The organism is Polaribacter sp. OB-PA-B3 (assembly GCF_054589375.1).
This window is the reverse complement of sequence record NZ_BAAIIX010000006.1, coordinates 15349-35612: the sequence shown is the minus strand read 5'-3', so window position 1 is coordinate 35612 and position 20264 is coordinate 15349. Positions and strand designations below refer to the sequence as shown.

21 protein-coding genes and 1 tRNA gene are annotated in these 20264 nt (G+C 31.4%); 18 read left to right on the top strand and 4 right to left on the bottom strand.

What is annotated here, in order from left to right; all coding sequences use genetic code 11:
- The 16 genes from tpiA to ACYPV9_RS11295 all read left to right on the top strand — a co-directional run bounded on the left by tpiA (position 1) and on the right by ACYPV9_RS11295 (position 14720).
- Entirely contained in the window at positions 1 to 759 is a 759-nt protein-coding gene (gene tpiA, locus ACYPV9_RS11370) for a triose-phosphate isomerase (RefSeq protein WP_459743827.1), read from the top strand.
- Between the two features lie 76 nt (positions 760 to 835).
- Positions 836 to 1669 carry a 50S ribosomal protein L11 methyltransferase gene (gene prmA / locus ACYPV9_RS11365; RefSeq protein WP_459743824.1) on the top strand — a complete coding sequence of 278 codons (834 nt, stop codon included), beginning with the start codon at positions 836 to 838 and terminating at the stop codon, positions 1667 to 1669.
- A gap of 19 nt (positions 1670 to 1688) precedes the next feature.
- Positions 1689 to 1964, top strand: coding sequence for an ATP-dependent Clp protease adaptor ClpS (locus ACYPV9_RS11360; RefSeq protein ID WP_299063978.1), 276 nt, complete (start codon positions 1689 to 1691; stop codon positions 1962 to 1964).
- Between the two features lie 5 nt (positions 1965 to 1969).
- Entirely contained in the window at positions 1970 to 2242 is a 273-nt protein-coding gene (locus tag ACYPV9_RS11355; RefSeq protein WP_459743820.1) for a hypothetical protein, read from the top strand.
- 89 nt (positions 2243 to 2331) lie between these two features.
- The gene (locus ACYPV9_RS11350; RefSeq protein WP_459743817.1) at positions 2332 to 2523 is read left to right on the top strand and encodes a PID-CTERM protein-sorting domain-containing protein; all 192 of its coding nucleotides are present in this window, start codon (positions 2332 to 2334) and stop codon (positions 2521 to 2523) included.
- A 481-nt stretch (positions 2524 to 3004) separates the two neighbouring features.
- Positions 3005 to 4318 carry a tyrosine-type recombinase/integrase gene (locus ACYPV9_RS11345; protein ID WP_459743815.1) on the top strand — a complete coding sequence of 438 codons (1314 nt, stop codon included), beginning with the start codon at positions 3005 to 3007 and terminating at the stop codon, positions 4316 to 4318.
- Between the two features lie 46 nt (positions 4319 to 4364).
- Positions 4365 to 5318 (top strand): hypothetical protein, encoded by a 954-nt coding sequence (locus tag ACYPV9_RS11340; RefSeq protein ID WP_459743812.1) that lies wholly within the window; start codon positions 4365 to 4367, stop codon positions 5316 to 5318.
- Positions 5319 to 5396: 78 nt separating this feature from the next.
- Positions 5397 to 5669 (top strand): helix-turn-helix domain-containing protein, encoded by a 273-nt coding sequence (locus ACYPV9_RS11335; protein WP_459743810.1) that lies wholly within the window; start codon positions 5397 to 5399, stop codon positions 5667 to 5669.
- A 244-nt stretch (positions 5670 to 5913) separates the two neighbouring features.
- Complete coding sequence (locus ACYPV9_RS11330) at positions 5914 to 6489, top strand: hypothetical protein (RefSeq protein WP_459743808.1); 576 nt, start codon at positions 5914 to 5916, stop codon at positions 6487 to 6489.
- A gap of 2 nt (positions 6490 to 6491) precedes the next feature.
- Complete coding sequence (locus ACYPV9_RS11325) at positions 6492 to 6947, top strand: hypothetical protein (protein WP_459743807.1); 456 nt, start codon at positions 6492 to 6494, stop codon at positions 6945 to 6947.
- 82 nt (positions 6948 to 7029) lie between these two features.
- A complete protein-coding gene (locus ACYPV9_RS11320; protein ID WP_459743805.1) occupies positions 7030 to 7245 on the top strand; it encodes a hypothetical protein in 216 nt (71 codons plus the stop codon).
- A gap of 415 nt (positions 7246 to 7660) precedes the next feature.
- Entirely contained in the window at positions 7661 to 7891 is a 231-nt protein-coding gene (locus ACYPV9_RS11315) for a helix-turn-helix domain-containing protein (protein WP_459743803.1), read from the top strand.
- The gene (locus ACYPV9_RS11310; RefSeq protein ID WP_459743800.1) at positions 7857 to 9425 is read left to right on the top strand and encodes a type I restriction-modification system subunit M; all 1569 of its coding nucleotides are present in this window, start codon (positions 7857 to 7859) and stop codon (positions 9423 to 9425) included. Before ACYPV9_RS11315 ends, ACYPV9_RS11310 begins: the two co-directional genes overlap by 35 nt.
- Positions 9426 to 9544: 119 nt before the next feature.
- Positions 9545 to 10786, top strand: a complete 1242-nt coding sequence (locus ACYPV9_RS11305; RefSeq protein WP_459743795.1) for a restriction endonuclease subunit S — start codon at positions 9545 to 9547, stop codon at positions 10784 to 10786.
- Between the two features lie 2 nt (positions 10787 to 10788).
- Positions 10789 to 11859: a hypothetical protein gene (locus ACYPV9_RS11300; protein WP_459743793.1), complete on the top strand. Its 1071-nt coding sequence runs from the start codon at positions 10789 to 10791 to the stop codon at positions 11857 to 11859.
- Positions 11856 to 14720 carry a type I restriction endonuclease subunit R gene (locus ACYPV9_RS11295; protein WP_459743791.1) on the top strand — a complete coding sequence of 955 codons (2865 nt, stop codon included), beginning with the start codon at positions 11856 to 11858 and terminating at the stop codon, positions 14718 to 14720. The genes ACYPV9_RS11300 and ACYPV9_RS11295 overlap by 4 nt, the downstream gene beginning before the upstream one ends.
- Positions 14721 to 14822: 102 nt before the next feature.
- On the opposite strand, the gene ACYPV9_RS11290 is transcribed toward ACYPV9_RS11295, so the two are convergent.
- The 3 genes from ACYPV9_RS11290 to ACYPV9_RS11280 all read right to left on the bottom strand — a co-directional run bounded on the left by ACYPV9_RS11290 (position 14823) and on the right by ACYPV9_RS11280 (position 15351).
- A tRNA-Arg gene (locus ACYPV9_RS11290) sits at positions 14823 to 14896 on the bottom strand.
- Between the two features lie 59 nt (positions 14897 to 14955).
- Positions 14956 to 15186: a putative signal transducing protein gene (locus tag ACYPV9_RS11285; protein ID WP_299063985.1), complete on the bottom strand. Its 231-nt coding sequence runs from the start codon at positions 15184 to 15186 to the stop codon at positions 14956 to 14958.
- Between the two features lie 12 nt (positions 15187 to 15198).
- Positions 15199 to 15351 carry an SsrA-binding protein gene (locus ACYPV9_RS11280; protein ID WP_079738210.1) on the bottom strand — a complete coding sequence of 51 codons (153 nt, stop codon included), beginning with the start codon at positions 15349 to 15351 and terminating at the stop codon, positions 15199 to 15201.
- Between the two features lie 491 nt (positions 15352 to 15842).
- Here ACYPV9_RS11280 and ACYPV9_RS11275 point away from each other — a divergent pair, with 491 nt between their 5' ends.
- Complete coding sequence (locus tag ACYPV9_RS11275; RefSeq protein ID WP_459743788.1) at positions 15843 to 16781, top strand: calcium/sodium antiporter; 939 nt, start codon at positions 15843 to 15845, stop codon at positions 16779 to 16781.
- Between the two features lie 57 nt (positions 16782 to 16838).
- Here the strand turns inward: ACYPV9_RS11275 and ACYPV9_RS11270 are convergent, their stop codons facing one another.
- Positions 16839 to 17864 (bottom strand): glutamine synthetase beta-grasp domain-containing protein, encoded by a 1026-nt coding sequence (locus tag ACYPV9_RS11270; protein WP_299063995.1) that lies wholly within the window; start codon positions 17862 to 17864, stop codon positions 16839 to 16841.
- Positions 17865 to 18031: 167 nt separating this feature from the next.
- On the opposite strand from ACYPV9_RS11270, the gene ACYPV9_RS11265 reads away from it, so the two are divergent.
- Positions 18032 to 20215, top strand: a complete 2184-nt coding sequence (locus ACYPV9_RS11265) for a glutamine synthetase III family protein (RefSeq protein WP_299063998.1) — start codon at positions 18032 to 18034, stop codon at positions 20213 to 20215.
- Positions 20216 to 20264: the final 49 nt, after the last annotated feature.

Genomic DNA, 20264 nt, shown 5'->3' with positions numbered 1-20264 from the left:
ATGAGAACAAAGATTGTTGCAGGAAATTGGAAGTTGAATAACAATAAAGAAGAAAGTAAAAGTTTAATAAAGTCTTTAAAAAAAGCAATTAAAAATTTACCGTTAGAGAATACACGTGTTATAGTGGCGCCAACTTTTGTAAACTTATCGTCTTCTGTTAAAGCTGCAAAAAAATCTGTGATAGAAGTAGTTGCTCAAAACATGCATCAAGCAAAAAACGGAGCTTATACAGGAGAAGTATCTGCAGATATGTTAAAAGCTATAGGTGTAGAAACGGTAATTTTAGGTCATTCAGAAAGAAGAACTTATTTTAATGAAACTGATGCTGCATTGGCAGAAAAAGTAGATGCTGTTTTAGAAAATGGTATGGAAACAATTTTTTGTTTTGGTGAATTGTTAGAAGATAGAAAATCTGACAATCATTTTAAAGTAGTAGAAAGCCAACTTTCTAATGCATTGTTTCATTTAGAAGCTAAAGATTGGGGAAGCATAATTTTGGCTTACGAACCGGTTTGGGCTATAGGTACAGGTGAGACTGCAAGTCCAGAACAAGCGCAAGAAATGCACGCTTTTATTAGAAGTATTATAGAGAAAAAATATAGTAAAGAAGTAGCAGATAATGTTTCTATCTTGTATGGTGGAAGTGTAAAACCTGCAAATGCAGAAGAGATTTTCTCTAAACCAGATGTTGATGGAGGTTTAATTGGTGGTGCAGCTTTAAAAGTAGAAGATTTTACAGGAATTATTAATGCTATCTAATTAGGTAACTTTAAAAGAAAACCAATAAATTTGCATCGAGATATTTTCTCGATGCATTTTTTTTGATTTAATAATTATGGATAACATTTATATAGAGTACAATTTTACTGTTTCACCAAAAGAACCAGCAACAGAAATTTTAATAGCAGAGTTAGGAAACGTTGGTTTTGAAAGTTTTGTAGAGAATGAAAATGGAGTAACAGCTTATATTCAAAAAAGTGAATGGAATTCAAAAATTCTAGAATCTATTTTTGTTTTAAATTCTGATGAGTTTTCAATTGAATTTACTCAAAATGAAGTAGCGCAAACTAATTGGAATGCAGAATGGGAAAAAAACTTTACACCAATTCAGGTAGATGATTTAGTAAGTATTCGTGCGCCGTTTCATAAAAACCCTAATTTAAAATATGATATCGTTATAGAGCCAAAAATGAGTTTTGGCACTGGACATCATGAAACAACACACATGATGGTACAGCATTTGATAAATTTAGATTTAAAAGGTAAATCTGTTTTAGATATGGGGTGTGGTACAGGAATTTTAGCAATTTTTGCAGAAATGAAAGGTGCTGCACAATTAGAAGCTATAGATATCGATAATTGGTGTTATGAAAATTCATTAGAAAATGTAGCTAGAAATAATTGTAATAATATAGCTGTTTTCGAAGGAGATTCATCATTATTAATCAACAAAAAATTTGATGTAATAATTGCAAACATTAACAGGAATATTCTATTGATGGATATGAAAATATATACAGAATGTTTAAAAGAAAACGGCGTTTTGTTATTAAGCGGATTTTATGAGGAAGATATACCGGTTATAGATGCAGAAGTTTCTAAATACAATTTAAAATTAGAAACTTATATTACCAGAAATAATTGGGTAGCATTAAAGTATAATAAATAATTTTTTATATTTTTATAATATGAGTACAAAAGAAAAAATTCAAGAACAAGTTGATGTTTTAGAGCAAGAAGTTTTTCAGCATGAAATAGTTTTGCATAATGATGATGTTAATACTTTTGATCATGTAATAGATTCTTTAATGAGTGTTTGTGATCATACCGTAGAGCAAGCAGAACAATGTGCAACTTTGGTGCATTATAAAGGCAAGTGTACTGTAAAGTCTGGTGAGTTTAAAGATTTAGAACCAAGATGCTCTAAATTATTACAATTGGGTTTATCAGCAGAATTAATATAGGGTATATGGAAAACGTTTTTAAGTATTTCGAATTTTCTGACTTTTTTAAAGACCAGTCTGGTTCTTTTTCTGGAAATGAAATTTGTTTTACAGATTTGAATGATACTCATTTTTTAATTTTCGAGAAAGATGGTTTGCAATATAATTTATATGTATCTAAGTTTTTAAATAAAAAAGAAGTAGGGTATAAGCAACCAGAAATTTTAGAATTGGTTGTAAGTAATTACAATAAAAGTAAACCAGAACATAGAATTGCATTAAGACAATATTTAGACTAAACTTGAGAGAAATCTCAAGTTTTTTATTTTTTTATAAAAACCAAGTGACTTTTATAAACGTATGTGTCTTATATAATAGAAAGTAAGAAATGAGTTTAAGAATTATAATAATATTAGTAGTGGTTTTTTCTTTTCCTTTTTTAGGATATAGTCAGATTGTGCCACCTCCAATTCCACCACCACCGCCACCAGGTTTACCAATAGATGGTTTTACTAGTGTTTTATTGGTTGTAGGAATGTTCTATGGATCAAAAAAGATATTTAAAGATAGTAGTAGTTAGTTTTAATACTAAGTTTGGTTAGATAAAAGGCCTTAAGCGAAAGTTTAAGGTCTTTTTGTATAATAAAAAACCCACTTCAAAAGAAGTGGGACGCTTATTGCGTGAAGATAAGGGGTATAATATATTTTTGTAAATTTTCGTAGTTGTAATAAAAACTTAAATTTAGTTAATTGTTTTTGAATAATAACTATTTAAATGAATTTAATTTTGAATTTAATAAAAAAAGCTTCCATAAATATGGAAGCTTTTTTTTGTGACCATGCTAGGATTCAGAAATTAGGTTTTCGTTATTTTATAAACTACTATAAATTATTCTTTTAAAAATTAGTATTTGTTTATTTTGTTGGCTTTTATGTGATTTTACTACAACGTTAAGTAATTTTAGGTAAACCTAAATAAAATAAAAAGTGACACAAAAAAAGGCTTATTTATTTTAATAACGTGTCACTATTGGTTATCTTTGGTTTATAATATTAGAATTATGGCAAAGGTTACATTTAAGCTTAGGGAGGGAAAAGGGAAGTCAGCAAAAATTCAGCTGTTTTTTAATTATGGTACTGGAAAAAGATTTCGATTTTCTACAGGGTTAAGTATTTTAAATTTGAAAAACTGGGATGTAGACAAAATGAGAATTAAGAATGTTGCTTCTGAAATTTATAAAAATGAAGTTAATAACCGATTAACTGAAATTCAAAATTGTGTTGAAAAATTAAATATTAGTTATGTTACAAAGGGTTTAAATTTAGATAACGAAATTTTAAAAAGTAAAGTTTCTGTTTTACTAAATAGAAAGAAAAATATAGAAAAGGAAGTAGAGCAAAGAATTGAAATCATTCAATTTTATAAATGGTTTATAGATAACTATTCTGTAAACCCAATGATTTCTACAGGTAAGCCTATGGGGTCTGGCACAGCTAGAACATACAGAAACGCATATCGAATTATTAAGGAATATAATGACAGTATTGAGAAATTAAGTTTTGATAAAATAGATTTAAACTTTTATCAAAGTTTTTTAGATTTTTTAAATGAGAGGGACTATTCTTTAAATTATATAGGTACTCAAATAAAAATTTTAAAAACAATTATGAATTCTGGTTTTGAGAGAAATCAACATACTAATTTGGAATTTAAAAAAAGTGCTTTTAAAATTCCTAAAGAAGAGGTCTACAATATTTACCTAAATGAAGATGAACTTCAAAAAATTTTTAAGTTAGATTTTTCGGATTATAAACCTAAAAAAGCGAGTAAGGACTTTCTATTAACTAAAGAAAAATTAGAGAATGCTAGAGATTTATTTTTAATTTCTTCAAATACAGGACTTAGAGTTAGTGATTTTAATAGATTAACAAAAGAGAACCTAATAAATGAAGGGGGAGTTGTTTATATTTCTATTATTACAACTAAAAATTCCAAAAATTTAACAATTCCAGTGAATTCTAATATTCAATCTATTTTAGATAAGAACGGAGGAGAACCTCCACATAAAATGCCTGAACAACATATTAATTATTGTTTAAAAGAGTTGGGAGAGTTAGCAGAAATCAATGATGATGTTAAAAAAGAAATTACAAGAGGAGGTAGCAAAGTTGTTATTACTTACAAGAAGTATGAATTAATTTCCAATCATACAGGGAGAAGAAGTTTTTGTACCAACGCATATAAGAGCGGTATGCCAACCATTGATATAATGGCAATTAGTGGACATTCAACTGAAGAAGTTTTTTACAATTATATCAAAGTTGATGATATTGAGAGGGCTAAAAAGATTTCTAAACATAATTTCTTTCGTTAAAATAATTATATTGCTAGAGTAATTATTTAACAACAAAAAAATCTTTATGGATAAAGAATTTATTGAAGAGCAAACGCTTATTCATTACAAAAAACTGACAAATTGGGTTAAATTAATGAAATTATATGATGCTCAAAAAAATTCAGATGAAGAAAGTTACGACCCTATTTTAGAAATAGACCAAAGCTATTTACCTTTTGATAAGATTGGAAAAATTGAAGGGCAAAGAAATATTGAAACTTCAATTAAAGATTTAAAGTTGCAAATTAATCTCGAATTTGAAAATCTTTATAAGTTTGCTGAAAAAAATAATTTTTTTTGGTGCTATTCACCTTTTGAGACCTATTTCACTTACTATGAAGATTTTTTTACAAATTATAGACAAATAACAAGTGATGGAGATAGATTTTCTTTTTTAAAAAATGAAATTCAGTATTATTTAGACTTTCAAGATGGAGATGAAAGTTTTGAAACAAAACATAAATCCGTTTTTATTCATAAAACAGATTTAACAGACCATTTTGTATATGTTAATTTCTATGAATACCTTTTTGAGTCTAATAAAGTTAAATTAAAAAATCAAAAAGATAAAATATTAGATTTTTTGGTTGAAAAATGTAATGAGTTGGGATTTAAAGTTAAGTTCAGGGATGGACAATTTACTATGAAAAAAGTCCAAAACATTAATAGTGAAATTATTGATAGAGAAGATGAAGAGGTTTTGAATATTTCTAATTTACCTGATTTCAGTTTAGCGGAAAGGTTAATATTATTTGATAAATTAGGTTTTTTAAACATAATAGAATCTGTTGATACTAATTCTAAAAATAAAAATACTATTGGAGCATTAATATTGAATTGCAGTCCTTCAAGTTTTAAAAAACATAGAGGAGGTTATTTAGTAAAAGGGAAAACTAAAGAAGAAACAGAGGAGAAAACTTTGGACTATAATGATAATGTAGAAGATTTTTTACGCAGAAATAAAATAAATTTAAAATAAATATGAAATAGGTCTCTAAATCTTGGAGACCTTTTTAGAGACCTTGGATTATTGCATCATAATTAAAATATAAATAATATGATTCAATTAATTAATGTCACAGAAGAAAAGCTAACCGATTCGATTTTAGAAGGTGTTAGAAAAGAATTAGAACAATTCAAAAAACAATTCCAACCAAAGCAACCAACTGAGTGGGTTAGTCGTAACGATGTGGCTAAAATGCTTGGAGTATCGTTTACTACACTTTATAGTTGGAATAGTAAAAAAATCCTTGTTGCATACAGTATAGGAAATCGAGTTTATTATAAACTTGATGAGGTTAATAATGCCTTAACTAAATCAGCTTGCTAATTTAAAGTCAAGTTATTTGGTACTAAAAAAATAGGTAAGCAAATAAAAGGTTATCAGGGGCAAACTTTCAGTAGTTAAAGAGGGAATTTAGAAATAATTTTTAGCTATCAAGCCCCTTAAACAAAAGCAATTTATAAAAATATAGTGCAAAAGTATTCACTTTTGCCTTTGTTCGACTATTTATTAATAGACAAGTCCTACTTATGCCTTGTTGTAAAATAATAGAATAAAAAATAATAAAAATATGAGTTTAAGAAAAGAAGAGGATAAAAAGAGATTTAATAGTGTTATAAAATCTAAGAATGATAATAAAATAGATGTTTGGTACTCTTTAATAGATTTAGTTGAACTAAAAGGGATTAGTTACAGAAGTTTGAAATATATGGTTAAAGATGTTTTTGAAAAATATAAAGAACAAGGAAGTATATATAAGAAAAGTGGAAGATATTACATAAAATATACCTTATTAGATGCTTTTGAATTAAAGCAACCACGTAAAACAACGATTTATAGCCATTGTTGGAAATCAAATATAAGTTACACAACTAAAGATTTTTATGACTTTGAATATCATCAGCAAATCGTTAGTGAAATTAAAAATGAAACTGCTGATGTAAACTATATGGAAACTATTGAGTTAGACAAATCAAATCGTTACCACGTTCATATGGTTGCGGATTATGAGCCAAAGTACTTAGAGCCTATTATAAATGAAGTATTGAAGAAATACTTAAATAGTACACAGAATTATAGATTGTATTGTAAACCAGTTCAAAATAAAGCATGTACAATAAATTATTTAATTAAAAACCCACAATAAAAATGGAGATATTTAGCGAAATTAAAAGAAAAGTTATAATAAGGCATGTTGCAAGAAATGAAAGTCTCTTTTTACAATTTTGCTCATCAAAATTGGCTTCTGAATTGGATGTAGGTTTAGGTTGGGATAAAGAGTTAGATGCACAGACTCATAGAGACCTTTTAGGAAGTTGGATTATTTCAGATGAAGCAATAATTAGAATATATGTATTAATAAATTATGAGAATCGTTTAAATGAGCTATTTGAATATTCAAATGCTCACGAGACTTTATTCTTTTCAGAGCTTGAATTTCAGCTAATTTATAATTACCAAAAGCAGATATATAAGAATAGTTTTGTTGAAAACCCTCAATATGCTTTGGAGGAATATATTAAACTATTAAAAAATAAACAATTATATAAGCTTTTTGAGAACGAAGCAAACGAACAATTTTTAATGCCGAGAAGAGATGATTAAAAAAACACAAATTACTAACGAAGTATTAAGAATACAGAGTCTTATGGATATAAGTAATATAAATACATCAAATGTAGTACAGATGGCTAATCTGCTTTTAAACGCTATACCGCGAAACTTGAATGGTTGGAAGATTAAGATTAAAATTGTTTTATATACTGAACTGATTATTACAGGAATTGAAAATCATAAACAAGTGGGTGTAGAAAAATTAAAAGAAATTTTAAAAGAGAATCCCGAATTTAAAGATTATTACCACAATATTTCTGAGAGACTAGAGAAGGTAGCAAATCATTGATAATTATTAGTTCTTTTGTTAGAAAGTTTAAAGGGAACAGCTCCCTTCCTGTCTGCTTTAGTAATATATTGAGGTTTTTTAGGTTTGCGGTCACCGCTTTTATGTAAAGTTATAGATGAAGTCTAAAACATCCATTCACTGTTATCCAGAAAATTTTCTAAAAAATTTCAATGTTTTAAAATTCCTTTATGTACCTATGAGTACGGGTATTAGTACTATTGTTTGTGTGTTAATCCCTTGTTTTTGATGTTTTTACATGGATTAACATAGAGTCGTTAAGTATGTTTTATTGAAAACTAAAATTTATTACAAATAGTTAATTATCAATGTTTAAAATTATTTTTCACGTATTTTTTATATCAAAAAACGATTAGTTATTAACAATTTAGTACTTTGCTGTTCTAATTCTGAGCAAATGAACAGGATAAAAGAAGTACTCAACGGGAAGGGAATCAAGCAGATATGGCTAGCCGAAAAGCTAGGTAAAAGCTACAATATGGTGAATGGCTACGTCCAGAACAGACAGCAGCCACGCCTAGAAGTATTGTTTGCCATTGCAGAAATCCTATCAGTTGAAGTAAAAGACCTAATTAAAGAAACGAACCAATCGAATGTCAGAAGAACAAAAACAACTCCTACAGCGTAAACTCTGGGAAATAGCAAACCTCCTGAGAGGTAAAATGAATCCGGACGATTATCGTGATTACATTTTAGGATTCATATTTTTTAAGTATCTATCTGAAAAACAGGAGCTTTATGCTAACCAACTACTTGAAGGTGAGGAAGTTACTGATTTCACGCAAGTAACTGATACTGAAACACTTGATGCAATCCGTGAAGAGTCACTTATCAAATTAGGGTACTACCTAAAACCTGAAGAGCTATTTGCAGCAGTAGCACAAAAAGGAAGCTCAAAGGTAGAAGGAGAAAGCACGTATATTCTGGATGACCTTCAGGAAATCCTAAGACACATCGAGCAAAGCACGATGGACAGCGAGTCTCAAGATGATTTTGAAGCACTTTTTGAAGATTTAGACCTAACCTCAACAAAGCTAGGACGTACCGTAGGCGCAAGAAATGAGATTATCGTAAAGATTATCAATGCTTTAGATGAAATCGATTTTAGATTAGAAGATATTGAGAGTGACGTACTAGGAGATGCGTATGAATTCCTTATCGGTAAATTTGCAGCTGGAGCTGGTAAAACCGCTGGAGAATTCTACACACCTCAACAAGTATCTACCATACTAGCCAAAATTGTTACTACAGGAAAAACCAAAGTAAAATCAGTATATGACCCAACCTGTGGTTCGGGTTCATTGCTGTTACGTGTAGCCAAAGAAGCAGACGTAAGTGAGTTCTACGGTCAGGAATTAAACCGTACCACCTACAACCTCGCACGTATGAATATGATACTGCACGATGTGCATTATCGTCAGTTCGATATACGTCAGGAAAACACATTAGAAGAACCTCAACACCTAGAGTACCGTTTTGAGGCGATTGTGGCAAATCCACCATTTTCAGCACATTGGAAAGGGAACAAAAATCCACTCAACAGTACAGACGAGCGTTTCAGTCAGTTCGGGAAGCTAGCACCTAACACAAAGGCAGATTATGCATTTGTAACGCATATGTATTACCAGCTAGCAGATAATGGTACAATGGCGTGTGTATTGCCTCACGGTGTCCTGTATCGTGGCGCAGCAGAACACGTAATACGTAAGTACCTCATCGAGGAGTTGAACGCACTAGATGCCGTTATAGGCTTACCAGCAAATATATTTTACGGTACATCCATTCCTACCTGTATTCTTGTACTCAAAAAATGCCGTGAGGCAAATGATACCATTATGTTTATTGATGCCAGTGGTGAAGACCATTATGAGAAGGTAAAGAACCAAAATGAACTGCGAGAGCAGGACGTTATGGAAATTGTAGAAACCTACCGCAATAGAACCGAAAAGGACAAATACAGCAGCGTAGTCACCATACAAGAAATACGTGATAACGATTACAATCTCAATATGCCTCGTTATGTAGATACGTTTGAAGATGAGGTTATCATTGACCTAGATGCGGTGACCACAAGACTCAGAACTATTGATGCACAACTAGCCGAAGTAGATGAAGAAATCGCAGGCTATTGTGAAGAATTAAACATCGCAACGCCTTTTTAGATGAAGTATAATAACTATTTGGGCGTGACCTTATCAGGTCGGGCTATCCACTATATCTTTTGTTCGCATACTCACAAAAGGATGCCGTTACTATCCCTCACGCAAAAAACTAGCTCGCTATGTCAGAACAACTAAAGCCAGAGCTGCGTTTTCCTGAGTTTGATGGAGACTGGACTACTAAAAGTTTAGGAAATCCAGAGGTTGCTACATTTTTTAAAGGGAAAGGAATTTCTAAAAATGATATTGTAGAAGATGGAGAAACGCCCTGTATAAGATATGGCGAACTCTATACAGAGTATAATGAAGTTATTGATGAGGTTAAGTCAAGTACAGACGTTCCAGTAGATGAGCTTGTTCTAAGTGAAGAGTTTGATGTCATTATTCCAGCATCGGGTGAAACGGTTATTGATATAGCAACTGCATCTTGTGTATTAAAATCCGATATCGCATTAGGTGGTGACCTAAATATCATTAGACCTAATACATTAAATGGAGTATTCTTAGCATATTACCTCAACAATGCTAAAAAGAGAAATATAGCACGGTTAGCACAAGGTATATCTGTAATTCATTTGTACAAGAACCATTTAAAAAGTCTAAGTCTAAATATACCAGAACCAGAAGAACAACAAAAAATAGCCAATTTCCTAAAAGCTATTGATAAACGCATAAAATTACTCAAAGCCAAAAAAGAGGCTTTAGAAGAGTATAAAACCAGCATAATGCAAAAGCTATTTGCTCAAGAAATACGCTTTAAGCAAGATGATGGTACTGATTTTCCTGAGTGGGAAGAGAAGCGAATTGGAGATTTATTTAATAATACTGGAGGGACATCTTTAGAAGAATTTCAGTCCGAATACGAAAGTCATAAATTCATTTCAATTGGAAATTACTCAAAAAATGGAAAATACATTGACAATGGTCAACGTGTAGTTTTAAATGATAAAACAAAAACTAAGCTTCTAGATAAGAATAATTTGGTAATGGTTTTAAATGACAAAACCAAAACTGGAGACATTATAGGTTCAACGATTTTGATAGATTCAGACAACGAATACATATACAATCAAAGAAGTGAAAGGTTGATATGCTTAGATGCAATTACACCTTATTTTTCTTGGTATCTAATTAATTCAAGAAAAATTAGAAGAAAAATTTTTTCAGTTTCTCAGGGAGGAACTCAGATTTATGTCAATTTTCCAGAAGTTAAAAAAATTCGAGTGCGTATTCCTATAGTTGAAGAACAGATTAGAATGTCAAATTTTTTAGTCAAACTGGATGAAAAAGTAAATGCGCTAGAAAATAAATTAGAAGAGTCTAGTAATTTAAAATATAGCCTACTTCAAAAAATGTTTGTGTAGGTATGGAGTTGACAAAGGCAAAAATAGAAGAGTTTAAAGATGATATTGAGGGTTTGACAGGCTACAGCTTGATAGTGAAAGAGATTGAAGAAAACCTACCTAAAAATCCAGATATCTCAATAGAATCCTGCAAATCACTTATAGAAGGACTTTGTAAAAAATCTTTGGAGCTTATCAGTGATAAGTACAATGACGATATACAAGTAAGAAGGAACTGTGAGGGGAAAATGACATATTTAGTAAGAATGGCTTTTGATGAGGTTTATAGAACTGGGTTTGAGAGAGATTTACATATGTCACTCTATAAAATCATAAAAAATAAAGATAGAATTGACTCGCTCATTGCTTCAGCCACCTCAGAAATGCAAAAGAACGCAAAGAAAGCTGTAGATAAGATAACCGCCATTCGTCACGATAGAGGAGATATTTCACACGGTAGAATCTATCCAAAACCTACAGAAAGCGAATTGCATTTAGCAAATTCTATACAGTCTATTACTGATGGTATTTGCTCCTTTATGATACACGAGCTAGCTATACAGTACGAAATCAAAAAAGAAGAGGATAAAAAACTAGTTTACAAAAAGCAAGAAGATTATAACGAATGGTTAGACGACCAAAACGATAACCTCATCACAAAAATCGACTTCAGCAGATTACTTTTTGACAACAGCTACGAGAAGTATGAAGAGATATATTACGCAGAGTATCAAGATTACCTCGACACTCTAGTAGATGATGATACAGATGAATCAGCAGACACGCAACCAGTCGAAGCTGTACAACGTGAGGTAGAAAATCTAATCAATACTTTCAAAGAAGAAGAGTTTTGGACTGCCGAACGCTTAGAATCGTTACAAGCACTTACTGATACCTATAAATTTAAGTTTGAGGAATCCAAAACAGCTATTGAAGAGTATTTGTTCACTGACAAAGACCCATTACCAGATGAAGCTATTGGAATCTTAAAGGAAAGACCTAGTTTAAAAGAGCGTAAACAAAAAGTCGAGTTTGCAATATCACGTATTAAAATGATTGCAGGAATGTTATCGCAAAACGATGAAGAAGAATGACAACACAACCAGAACAAATATTAGAGAATAACCTAGTCACACAGCTAGTGGCATTAGGTTACAAAAAGGTCGAGATAGTTGATGAGGTTTCAATGTTGTCAAATCTCAAAACACAGTTAGAGAATCACAATAAAGTTACATTATCAGAGCAGGATTTTAAGCAAGTACTTAACTATATTAATAAAGGGTCAATTTTTGACCGTGCGAAGATATTACGTGACCGTGTGCCTTATGTAAACGATAAAGGCGAGAACAAGACCATAGAACTCATTAACCAGATACATTGGTGTAGAAACCAATATCAGGTAACACAGCAAGTCACAATTGAAGGAAAATACAAAAACCGCTACGATGTTACGATTCTTATCAATGGTTTACCACTAGTACAGATTGAGTTGAAGCGTAGAGGTTTAGAACTCAAAGAAGCCTTTAACCAGATTAATCGCTACGAGCGTCACAGTTTTGGAGCTGGAGCGGGTTTATTTCAGTTTATACAGTTGTTTGTAATCAGTAACGGAGTCAATACTAAGTACTACGCAAACAGCCCTATTAAAGCTCGTTCATTCAAACAAACGTTTTACTGGACAGATACCAAAAACAAACTCATCACACAGCTCGCAGACTTTTCTGAGATATTCCTAGAGCCGTGTCACGTATCAAAAATGATATGCAAGTACGTTGTGATGAATGAGTCAGGACGTTACTTAATGGTATTACGTCCGTATCAGTTTTATGCAGTAGAGGCCATTATTGATACCGTAAAGACCACGACTAAAAACGGTTATATCTGGCACACCACTGGTTCAGGTAAGACATTGACATCTTTTAAGACCAGTCAGATACTTACGCAAATGCCACAAGTCCATAAGGTGGTTTTTGTAGTTGATAGGAAGGATTTAGATTACCAGACTACAAAGGAGTTTAATAGTTTCAGTAAAGGCAGTATTGACGGTACAAATGACACCTCAACACTAGTAAAGCAATTAACTGGAGATGCAAAATTAATCGTAACTACTATACAGAAGCTCAATACCGCAGTCACCAAGTCACGCCATATCAAAAAAATGGAATCGCTTAGGCATAAACGAGTCGTATTTATTTTTGATGAGTGTCACCGTTCGCAATTTGGTAAAACACACGAAGCGATTAAAGGATTTTTCGAGAATAGCCAAATGTTTGGTTTCACAGGGACTCCAATTTTTGAAGATAACGCAGGAAAGAATGAATACGGTAAACGTACCACTGCAATGCTATTCAATAAAGACTTGCACAAGTATGTAATCACCGATGCAATACGTGACGAGAACGTACTAAAGTTCTCAGTAGAGTATATCCAGACGTTTAAAAAGAAAGACGGTATTCAGGATATCGAGGTAGAAGCGATTGATGAGAAGGAAGTAATGGAAGCACCTGAACGTTTGGATGCTATTACTAACTTTATAATAACAAACCATAATAGGAAAACTCACAGTCGAGAGTTCACAGCAATATTTTGCGTTAGCAATGTTGATACCTTAATCAAGTACTACAATCTATTCCAACAGAAAAAGGAAGCAGGAGAACACAATCTACGCATAGCAACCATATTTTCATACAACGCTAATGAGGACGATAAAGAAGCTGTAGGTGACACGTGGACAGATGATGAGTTTGCGATGGCAGCAGAACCAGCATCAAGCTATGGAACAGCTGAGAAGAACCAGCACACCAGAGAACATTTAGAAGGTTTTATTGGTGACTACAATAAAATGTTTGCGACAAATTACAGTACTAAGGACTCGCAGTCATTTTACAATTACTACAATGACATTGCAAAGCGAGTAAAACATAAACAAGTAGATATTTTACTTGTAGTGAATATGTTTTTGACTGGTTTTGATAGCAAGTCGTTAAACACAATTTACGTTGATAAGAATTTACGTTACCACGGTCTAATACAAGCCTATTCCAGAACAAACCGAATTCTGAACGAATTAAAATCACAAGGCAATATCGTAGCGTTTAGAAATTTAAAAGAACGTACCGATGAAGCAATAAGCCTATTCTCGAATATAAATGCTAAGGACGAAATCATAATGCAACCGTACGAAGAGTACGTTGAGAAGATGAACGCAGCTTTTATCGCATTACTGCAAATAGCACCAACGGTTAACAGCGTAAACAATCTGAAGGATGAAGAAGAAGAGCTAGCTTTTGCGAAAGCATTTAGAGAGCTAATGCGTTTAAAAAATATTCTTAGCACGTTTACAGAGTTCACGTTTGATGACCTTAGTGTAAATGAGCAAACTTTTGAAGATTACAAAAGCAAGTATCTTGATTTGTATGATAAGGTTAAGAGCCACGATGCAAAAGAAAAAGTATCGATACTTCAAGATATAGATTTTGAGCTGGAGTTGATACACCGTGACGAAATTAACGTTGCATACATTTTGAAACTACTAGCAAAACTGAAGGATGCCACACCAGAAGATAAAGAAAAGCAAGAGAAAGCTATTTACGATATCATCGCTGGAGATACGAGATTACGAAGTAAGCGAGAATTGATTGAGAAGTTTATCAATCAGCATTTACCACTAATCGAAGATTCTGAAGATATAGGTGACGAATTCACAAACTTTATAACTAAGGAAAAGCTAATTGCTATTAAAGAGCTGAGTGACAAAGAAGACCTAGATGCTATAAAACTGGAGAAAGTAATCGGTGATTACCTATTCACAGAAAAAAAGCCTTTACGAGATGATATTGTCGATTTGATGAACCAAAGACCAAGTTTAAAGGAACGAAAAGCAAAATCCGAAAGGGTGACTTCAAAAATCCTAAAGTTCGTTGAAACCTTTATTAGTGGGATATCCGCACCGTAATCAAAAAACGTTTTTTTAAAGATAAATGACACTAAAAATGACACGTTATTAAATGATAAAATCCTAAAAAACTGAAAAACAGTAATTTAGGATTTATTTTTGTGACCATGCTAGGATTCAAACCTAGAACCTCTTGAGCCGTAATCAAGTGCGCTATTCAGTTGCGCCACATGGCCTTTTTGCGGGTGCAAATATAAATGCATTTTTTTAAACTAAGAAATCTTATGCGGTTTTTTTACGAATTTATTTCTTTAGTGTATGCGTCAATAATATTTTGTGCTTTATCAATATCAGATTTTAAGATAAGTAATTCAACAGCTGTTCTATGTTCTCCAAAGCCGCCTAATCTTGCAGATTCTACTCTATCTTTAATTATTGATCCAATGTTGTTGCTATCTAATCTGTTCTGTAGTCCTTTTACAATAATAAAAGAACCAGAAAATATTGTTACGTGTTCTGTTTTCATAATATGTAGTTTTTATTCTAACGAATTCTGAGTTACAAAAGCTCGCCAACCAATAATAGCCATTTGCAGCTTTGTAGCTTTAGAGAGATCTAAACCTCTTTTAGTATAAGAAGGTAGAAATAGTTTGTTAATTTTTGCAAGAAATTTAAATACTCGTTTTTTCATTAGGTGTTAATTTCAATATCAAATTTAATGAAAATAAACAACTCTTTTTAAAGAGTTGTTTTTATGTAGAGATTAGAATAGTACAGAGAAAATAATGTCTGCAATATCTTTAACGGTTTTTGTAATAATAAGTATCATAATATAAGTTTTAAAAGTTAATAAATTGAGGTAATTTCGAAATTGTCTTATCAATATATATAGATTGAAAGCCTATTACCAAACAGTTTAATACTTATTTATTAGATTGATTTTAAGTTTGTAACTATAAAATAAATATAAGTTATAATATGAAACCACCTATCCTTGTAATTAGTTTGTTTTATTTATTAATTATCTTAATTATATTTTAAAGTGTAACTATATTAAGGGGTAATTTTTGTCATTTTTGAAAAATAAAGCAAAACAGATATTTTATAACTAAAATTTTTCGCGTTCTATCTTTTCCTTTATCTTAAAGTGATAATAATGTATCTTCGCACAAAACAAATTTTATGAGTATTTTTTATGTAATTATTGGTTTAGTTATGTTGGTTGTGGGTGGTGAGTTTTTAGTAAAATCTTCTATAGGTTTATCTTTTAAATTAAATATCTCTAAAATGGTTATTGGTATGACGGTAGTTTCTTTTGCTACTTCAGCACCAGAGTTGCTGGTAAGTTTGCAAGCTGCTTTAGATGGCTCGCCTGCAATTGCAATAAATAATGTTATTGGCTCAAATATTGCAAATATTGGTTTAGTTTTAGGTATTACAGCGATTATTGGACCAATAGCTGTAGATAAAGGATTCTATAAATTGAATTGGCCAGTTATGATGGTGTTTTCTTTGGTTCTTTATTATTTCTTAAAAAACGACAATATTCTAACTACAGCAGAAGGGATTATTTTATTAGTAGGTTTAGCTGTTTTTTTATTTGTTTTAATAAGGAATGCTCGTAAAGAAGAAGTTACTTTAGAAGAGGTAGATGAAGCTTTAGGGTCTATTGGTTATGGCAAAATTTTTATTTGGTTATTAATTGGAGCTATTGCACTTTATTATGGATCTGAATTTTTAGTAGATGGGGCAAAGGATATTGCAAAAAATATGGGTGTTAGTGAAGGTGTAATCTCTATTACAATGATTGCAATTGGTACAAGTGTTCCTGAGTTGGCTGCATCTGTAATAGCTGCTGTTAAAGGTGAAAAAGCAATATCTTTAGGAAACTTAATTGGTTCTAATATATTTAATATAGCATCTGTGCTAGGTGTGACTTCGTTGGTGAAAAATATCTATGTTACAGAAGATCAAATTTTGTCTAGAGACATCTTTTGGATGTTAGGTTTTGCTGGTATCTTAATTCCGTTAGTATTTCTGCCTAAAAAATACGTTTTAAGTAGGTTTAAAGGTATATTTCTATTTGTTGGTTATGTACTATTTATCTATTTAGTTCTTTAAAAAAAAAGACAATAAAAAAGCTCGCAAATTGCGAGCTTTTTTATTTAATTATTAGTCTTAGCTAATATTTGCAGACTTTACAGTCTTTATAATTCTACCAGCAATTTTGTATGGATCTCCATTAGAAGCAGGTCTTCTGTCTTCTAACCATCCTTTCCAACCTTTTTCTACTGTAATAATAGGTATTCTTATTGATGCACCTCTATCTGAAACACCGTAAGAAAAGTCGTGAATAGATGCAGTTTCATGATCTCCTGTTAAACGTTGGTCGTTAAATTCTCCATATACTTCAATATGTTCTTTTACAACAGGTCTAAATGCTTCACAAATTTTCTCGTAAGTTTCTTTAGAACCACAAGTTCTTAAAACTTCATTAGAAAAGTTTGCGTGCATACCAGAACCATTCCAATCCATATCTTTCCCTAAAGGTTTTGGATGGTACTCTATGTAATAACCATATTGTTCAGATAATCTGTCTAATAAGTATCTAGCAATCCAGATTTCATCTCCTGCTTTCTTTGCGCCTTTAGCAAATAATTGAAACTCCCATTGGCCAGATGCAACTTCTTGGTTAATACCTTCGAAATTTAAACCTGCATCAATACAAAGATCTGCATGTTTTTCAACTAAAAGTCTTCCGTGAGTGTTTTTTCCTCCTACAGAACAATAGTACATTCCTTGTGGAGCTGGATAACCACCAATAGGGAAACCTAATGGTAATTGCGTTTTAGTATCCATAATAAAATATTCTTGTTCGAAACCAAACCAGAAATCATTATCATCATCATCAATTGTAGCTCTACCATTAGAAACGTGAGGAGTACCATCAGCATTTAAAACTTCAGTCATAACTAAATAACCATTAATTCTTGCAGGATCTGGATAAATAGCAACAGGTTTTAATAAACAATCAGAGTCACCTCCAGAAGCTTGTTTTGTAGATGAACCATCAAAAGACCAATTACTTAATTCTTCAACTGTTCCTTGAAAGTTTTCGTGTTCTTCAACTTTGGTTTTACTTCTCATGTTTTGAGTTGGATAATATCCATCTAACCAAATGTATTCTAATTTAATTTTTGCCATAATAAATAATTGTGTATGATGTTAACATTACAAAAATGAAATATTTTACCTACATATCAAAAAAAATAGGGGTAAAATGTCTAATTTTGCAAAAAAATAATTTAATCCCTAATTTTAAAGGGGGTCATTTATTTATAAGTAAAAAAAAAGCTTAAAAAAATAACAATATGTCAATTATTAGATTCGATGCTTTGAGAGAAACTTTAAAAAGGAAACCTATAAAAGTTCTGCAAAGCGAAAAAAGATCAACACTTTTTGGTCAGAATGTATTTAATAAATATGCTATGCAGCAGTACCTTACACGCTCTGCTTATGAAAGTGTAATGAATGCTATTGAGCATGGTACAAGAATAGATAGAAAGATTGCAGATCAAGTTGCGGTAAGCATGAAAGATTGGGCAATGTCTAAAGGCGCTACTCATTACACACATTGGTTTCAGCCTTTAACGGGTGCTACTGCAGAAAAACATGATGCTTTTTTTGAGTCTATAAATGGTAGTTTGGCAATGGAAAAGTTCGACGGAGAACAATTAGTTCAACAAGAACCAGATGCTTCTAGTTTTCCTACAGGTGGCATAAGAAACACTTTCGAAGCTAGAGGATACACCGCTTGGGATCCTACGTCACCAGCATTTATTTATGAAAGAACATTGTGTATTCCTACAATTTTTGTTGCTTATACAGGTGAAGCTTTAGATAACAAAACACCGCTTTTAAGAGCTTTACAAGCTATAGATACTCATGCTACAGCTGTTTGCAAATATTTTGATAAAACAATTAGTAAAGTAAATGCTACTTTAGGGTGGGAACAAGAATTTTTCTTAGTTGATAATGCACTGGCATTGTCTAGACCAGATATTCAATTAACAGGAAGAACTCTATTAGGCCATTTCTCTGCAAAAGGACAACAGTTAGATGATCATTATTTTGGTATTATACCAGTTAGGGTAATGAGTTTTATGCAAGATTTAGAAGAAGAATGTATGCTTTTAGGTATTCCTGTAAAAACAAGGCATAATGAAGTTGCTCCGAATCAGTTTGAAGTGGCTCCTATTTTTGAAGAAGCAAACTTAGCAGTAGATCATAATTCTTTGTTGATGGATGTTATGCAAAAAGTTGCAAAGCGACACAATTTTAGAGTTCTTTTTCACGAAAAGCCATTTGCTGGCATTAACGGTTCTGGGAAACATAATAATTGGTCTTTATCATTAGATAATGGTACAAACTTGCTGAGTCCGGGTAAAACACCAATGAAGAATCTTCAATTTCTTACATTTTTTGTAAATACAATTAAGGCTGTTTACGAATATGAAGAATTATTAAGAGCATCTGTAGTATCTGCAGGAAACGATTTTAGATTAGGTGCAAGTGAAGCACCACCTTCAATAATTTCTGTATTTATAGGAAATCAATTATCGGCAGTCTTAGACGAATTAGAAAATGTAACAAAAGGAAAGTTATCTCCTCAAGAAAAAACCGATTTAAAGTTAAATATTATAGGTAAAATTCCGGAAATTTTATTAGACAATACAGATAGAAATAGAACATCTCCTTTTGCTTTTACTGGTAATAAATTTGAATTTAGAGCAGTAGGGTCTTCTGCCAATTGCGCAGGACCAATGACCGTTTTAAATACAATTGTAGCAAAACAATTAAAAGAATTTAAAATTGAAGTAGATAAATTAATTGAGTCTAAAAGTCTTAAAAAAGACGAGGCAGTCTTTAATGTTTTAAGAGAATATATTAAAGAATCTAAAAAAATTAGATTTGATGGTGATGGTTATGGAGATGCTTGGGAAAAAGAAGCGAAGAAAAGAGGATTAAGTAATAATAGAAATACACCAGAAGCTCTTAAAGTAATTGCTTCTAAAAAAACTGTAGCTTTATACGAAGAAATGGATGTAATGAGCAAGGTAGAAATAGAGGCTCGTTATGAAATTAAATTAGAAGAATACACAAAACGTTTGCAAATAGAAAGTAGAGTTTTGGCAGATATATCAAGAAACCATGTTGTGCCAACTGCAATAATTTATCAAAATACTTTATTAGAAAACACAAAGAATTTAAAAGAAATTTTTGGCGAAGAATTTAGAAAAATTGCAAAAGAGCAATTAGAGTTAATTATGGTAATATCTAACCATATTACAGAAATTAATGCTTTGGTTATTAAAATGGAAGAGCAAAGAGCGAAAGCAAATAAACAAAACGGATTAAAATCTGCAGAACAATATTGCAATAAAGTAAAACCGTTTTTCGAAAAAATTCGTTTTCATTGCGATCAATTAGAAACTATGGTAGATGATAATATTTGGCCTTTAACAAAATACCGAGAGTTGTTATTTACAAGATAAAAATATAACAAAACAAGTATGGCTTTTTTTAATCAAAAGACTAAATTTG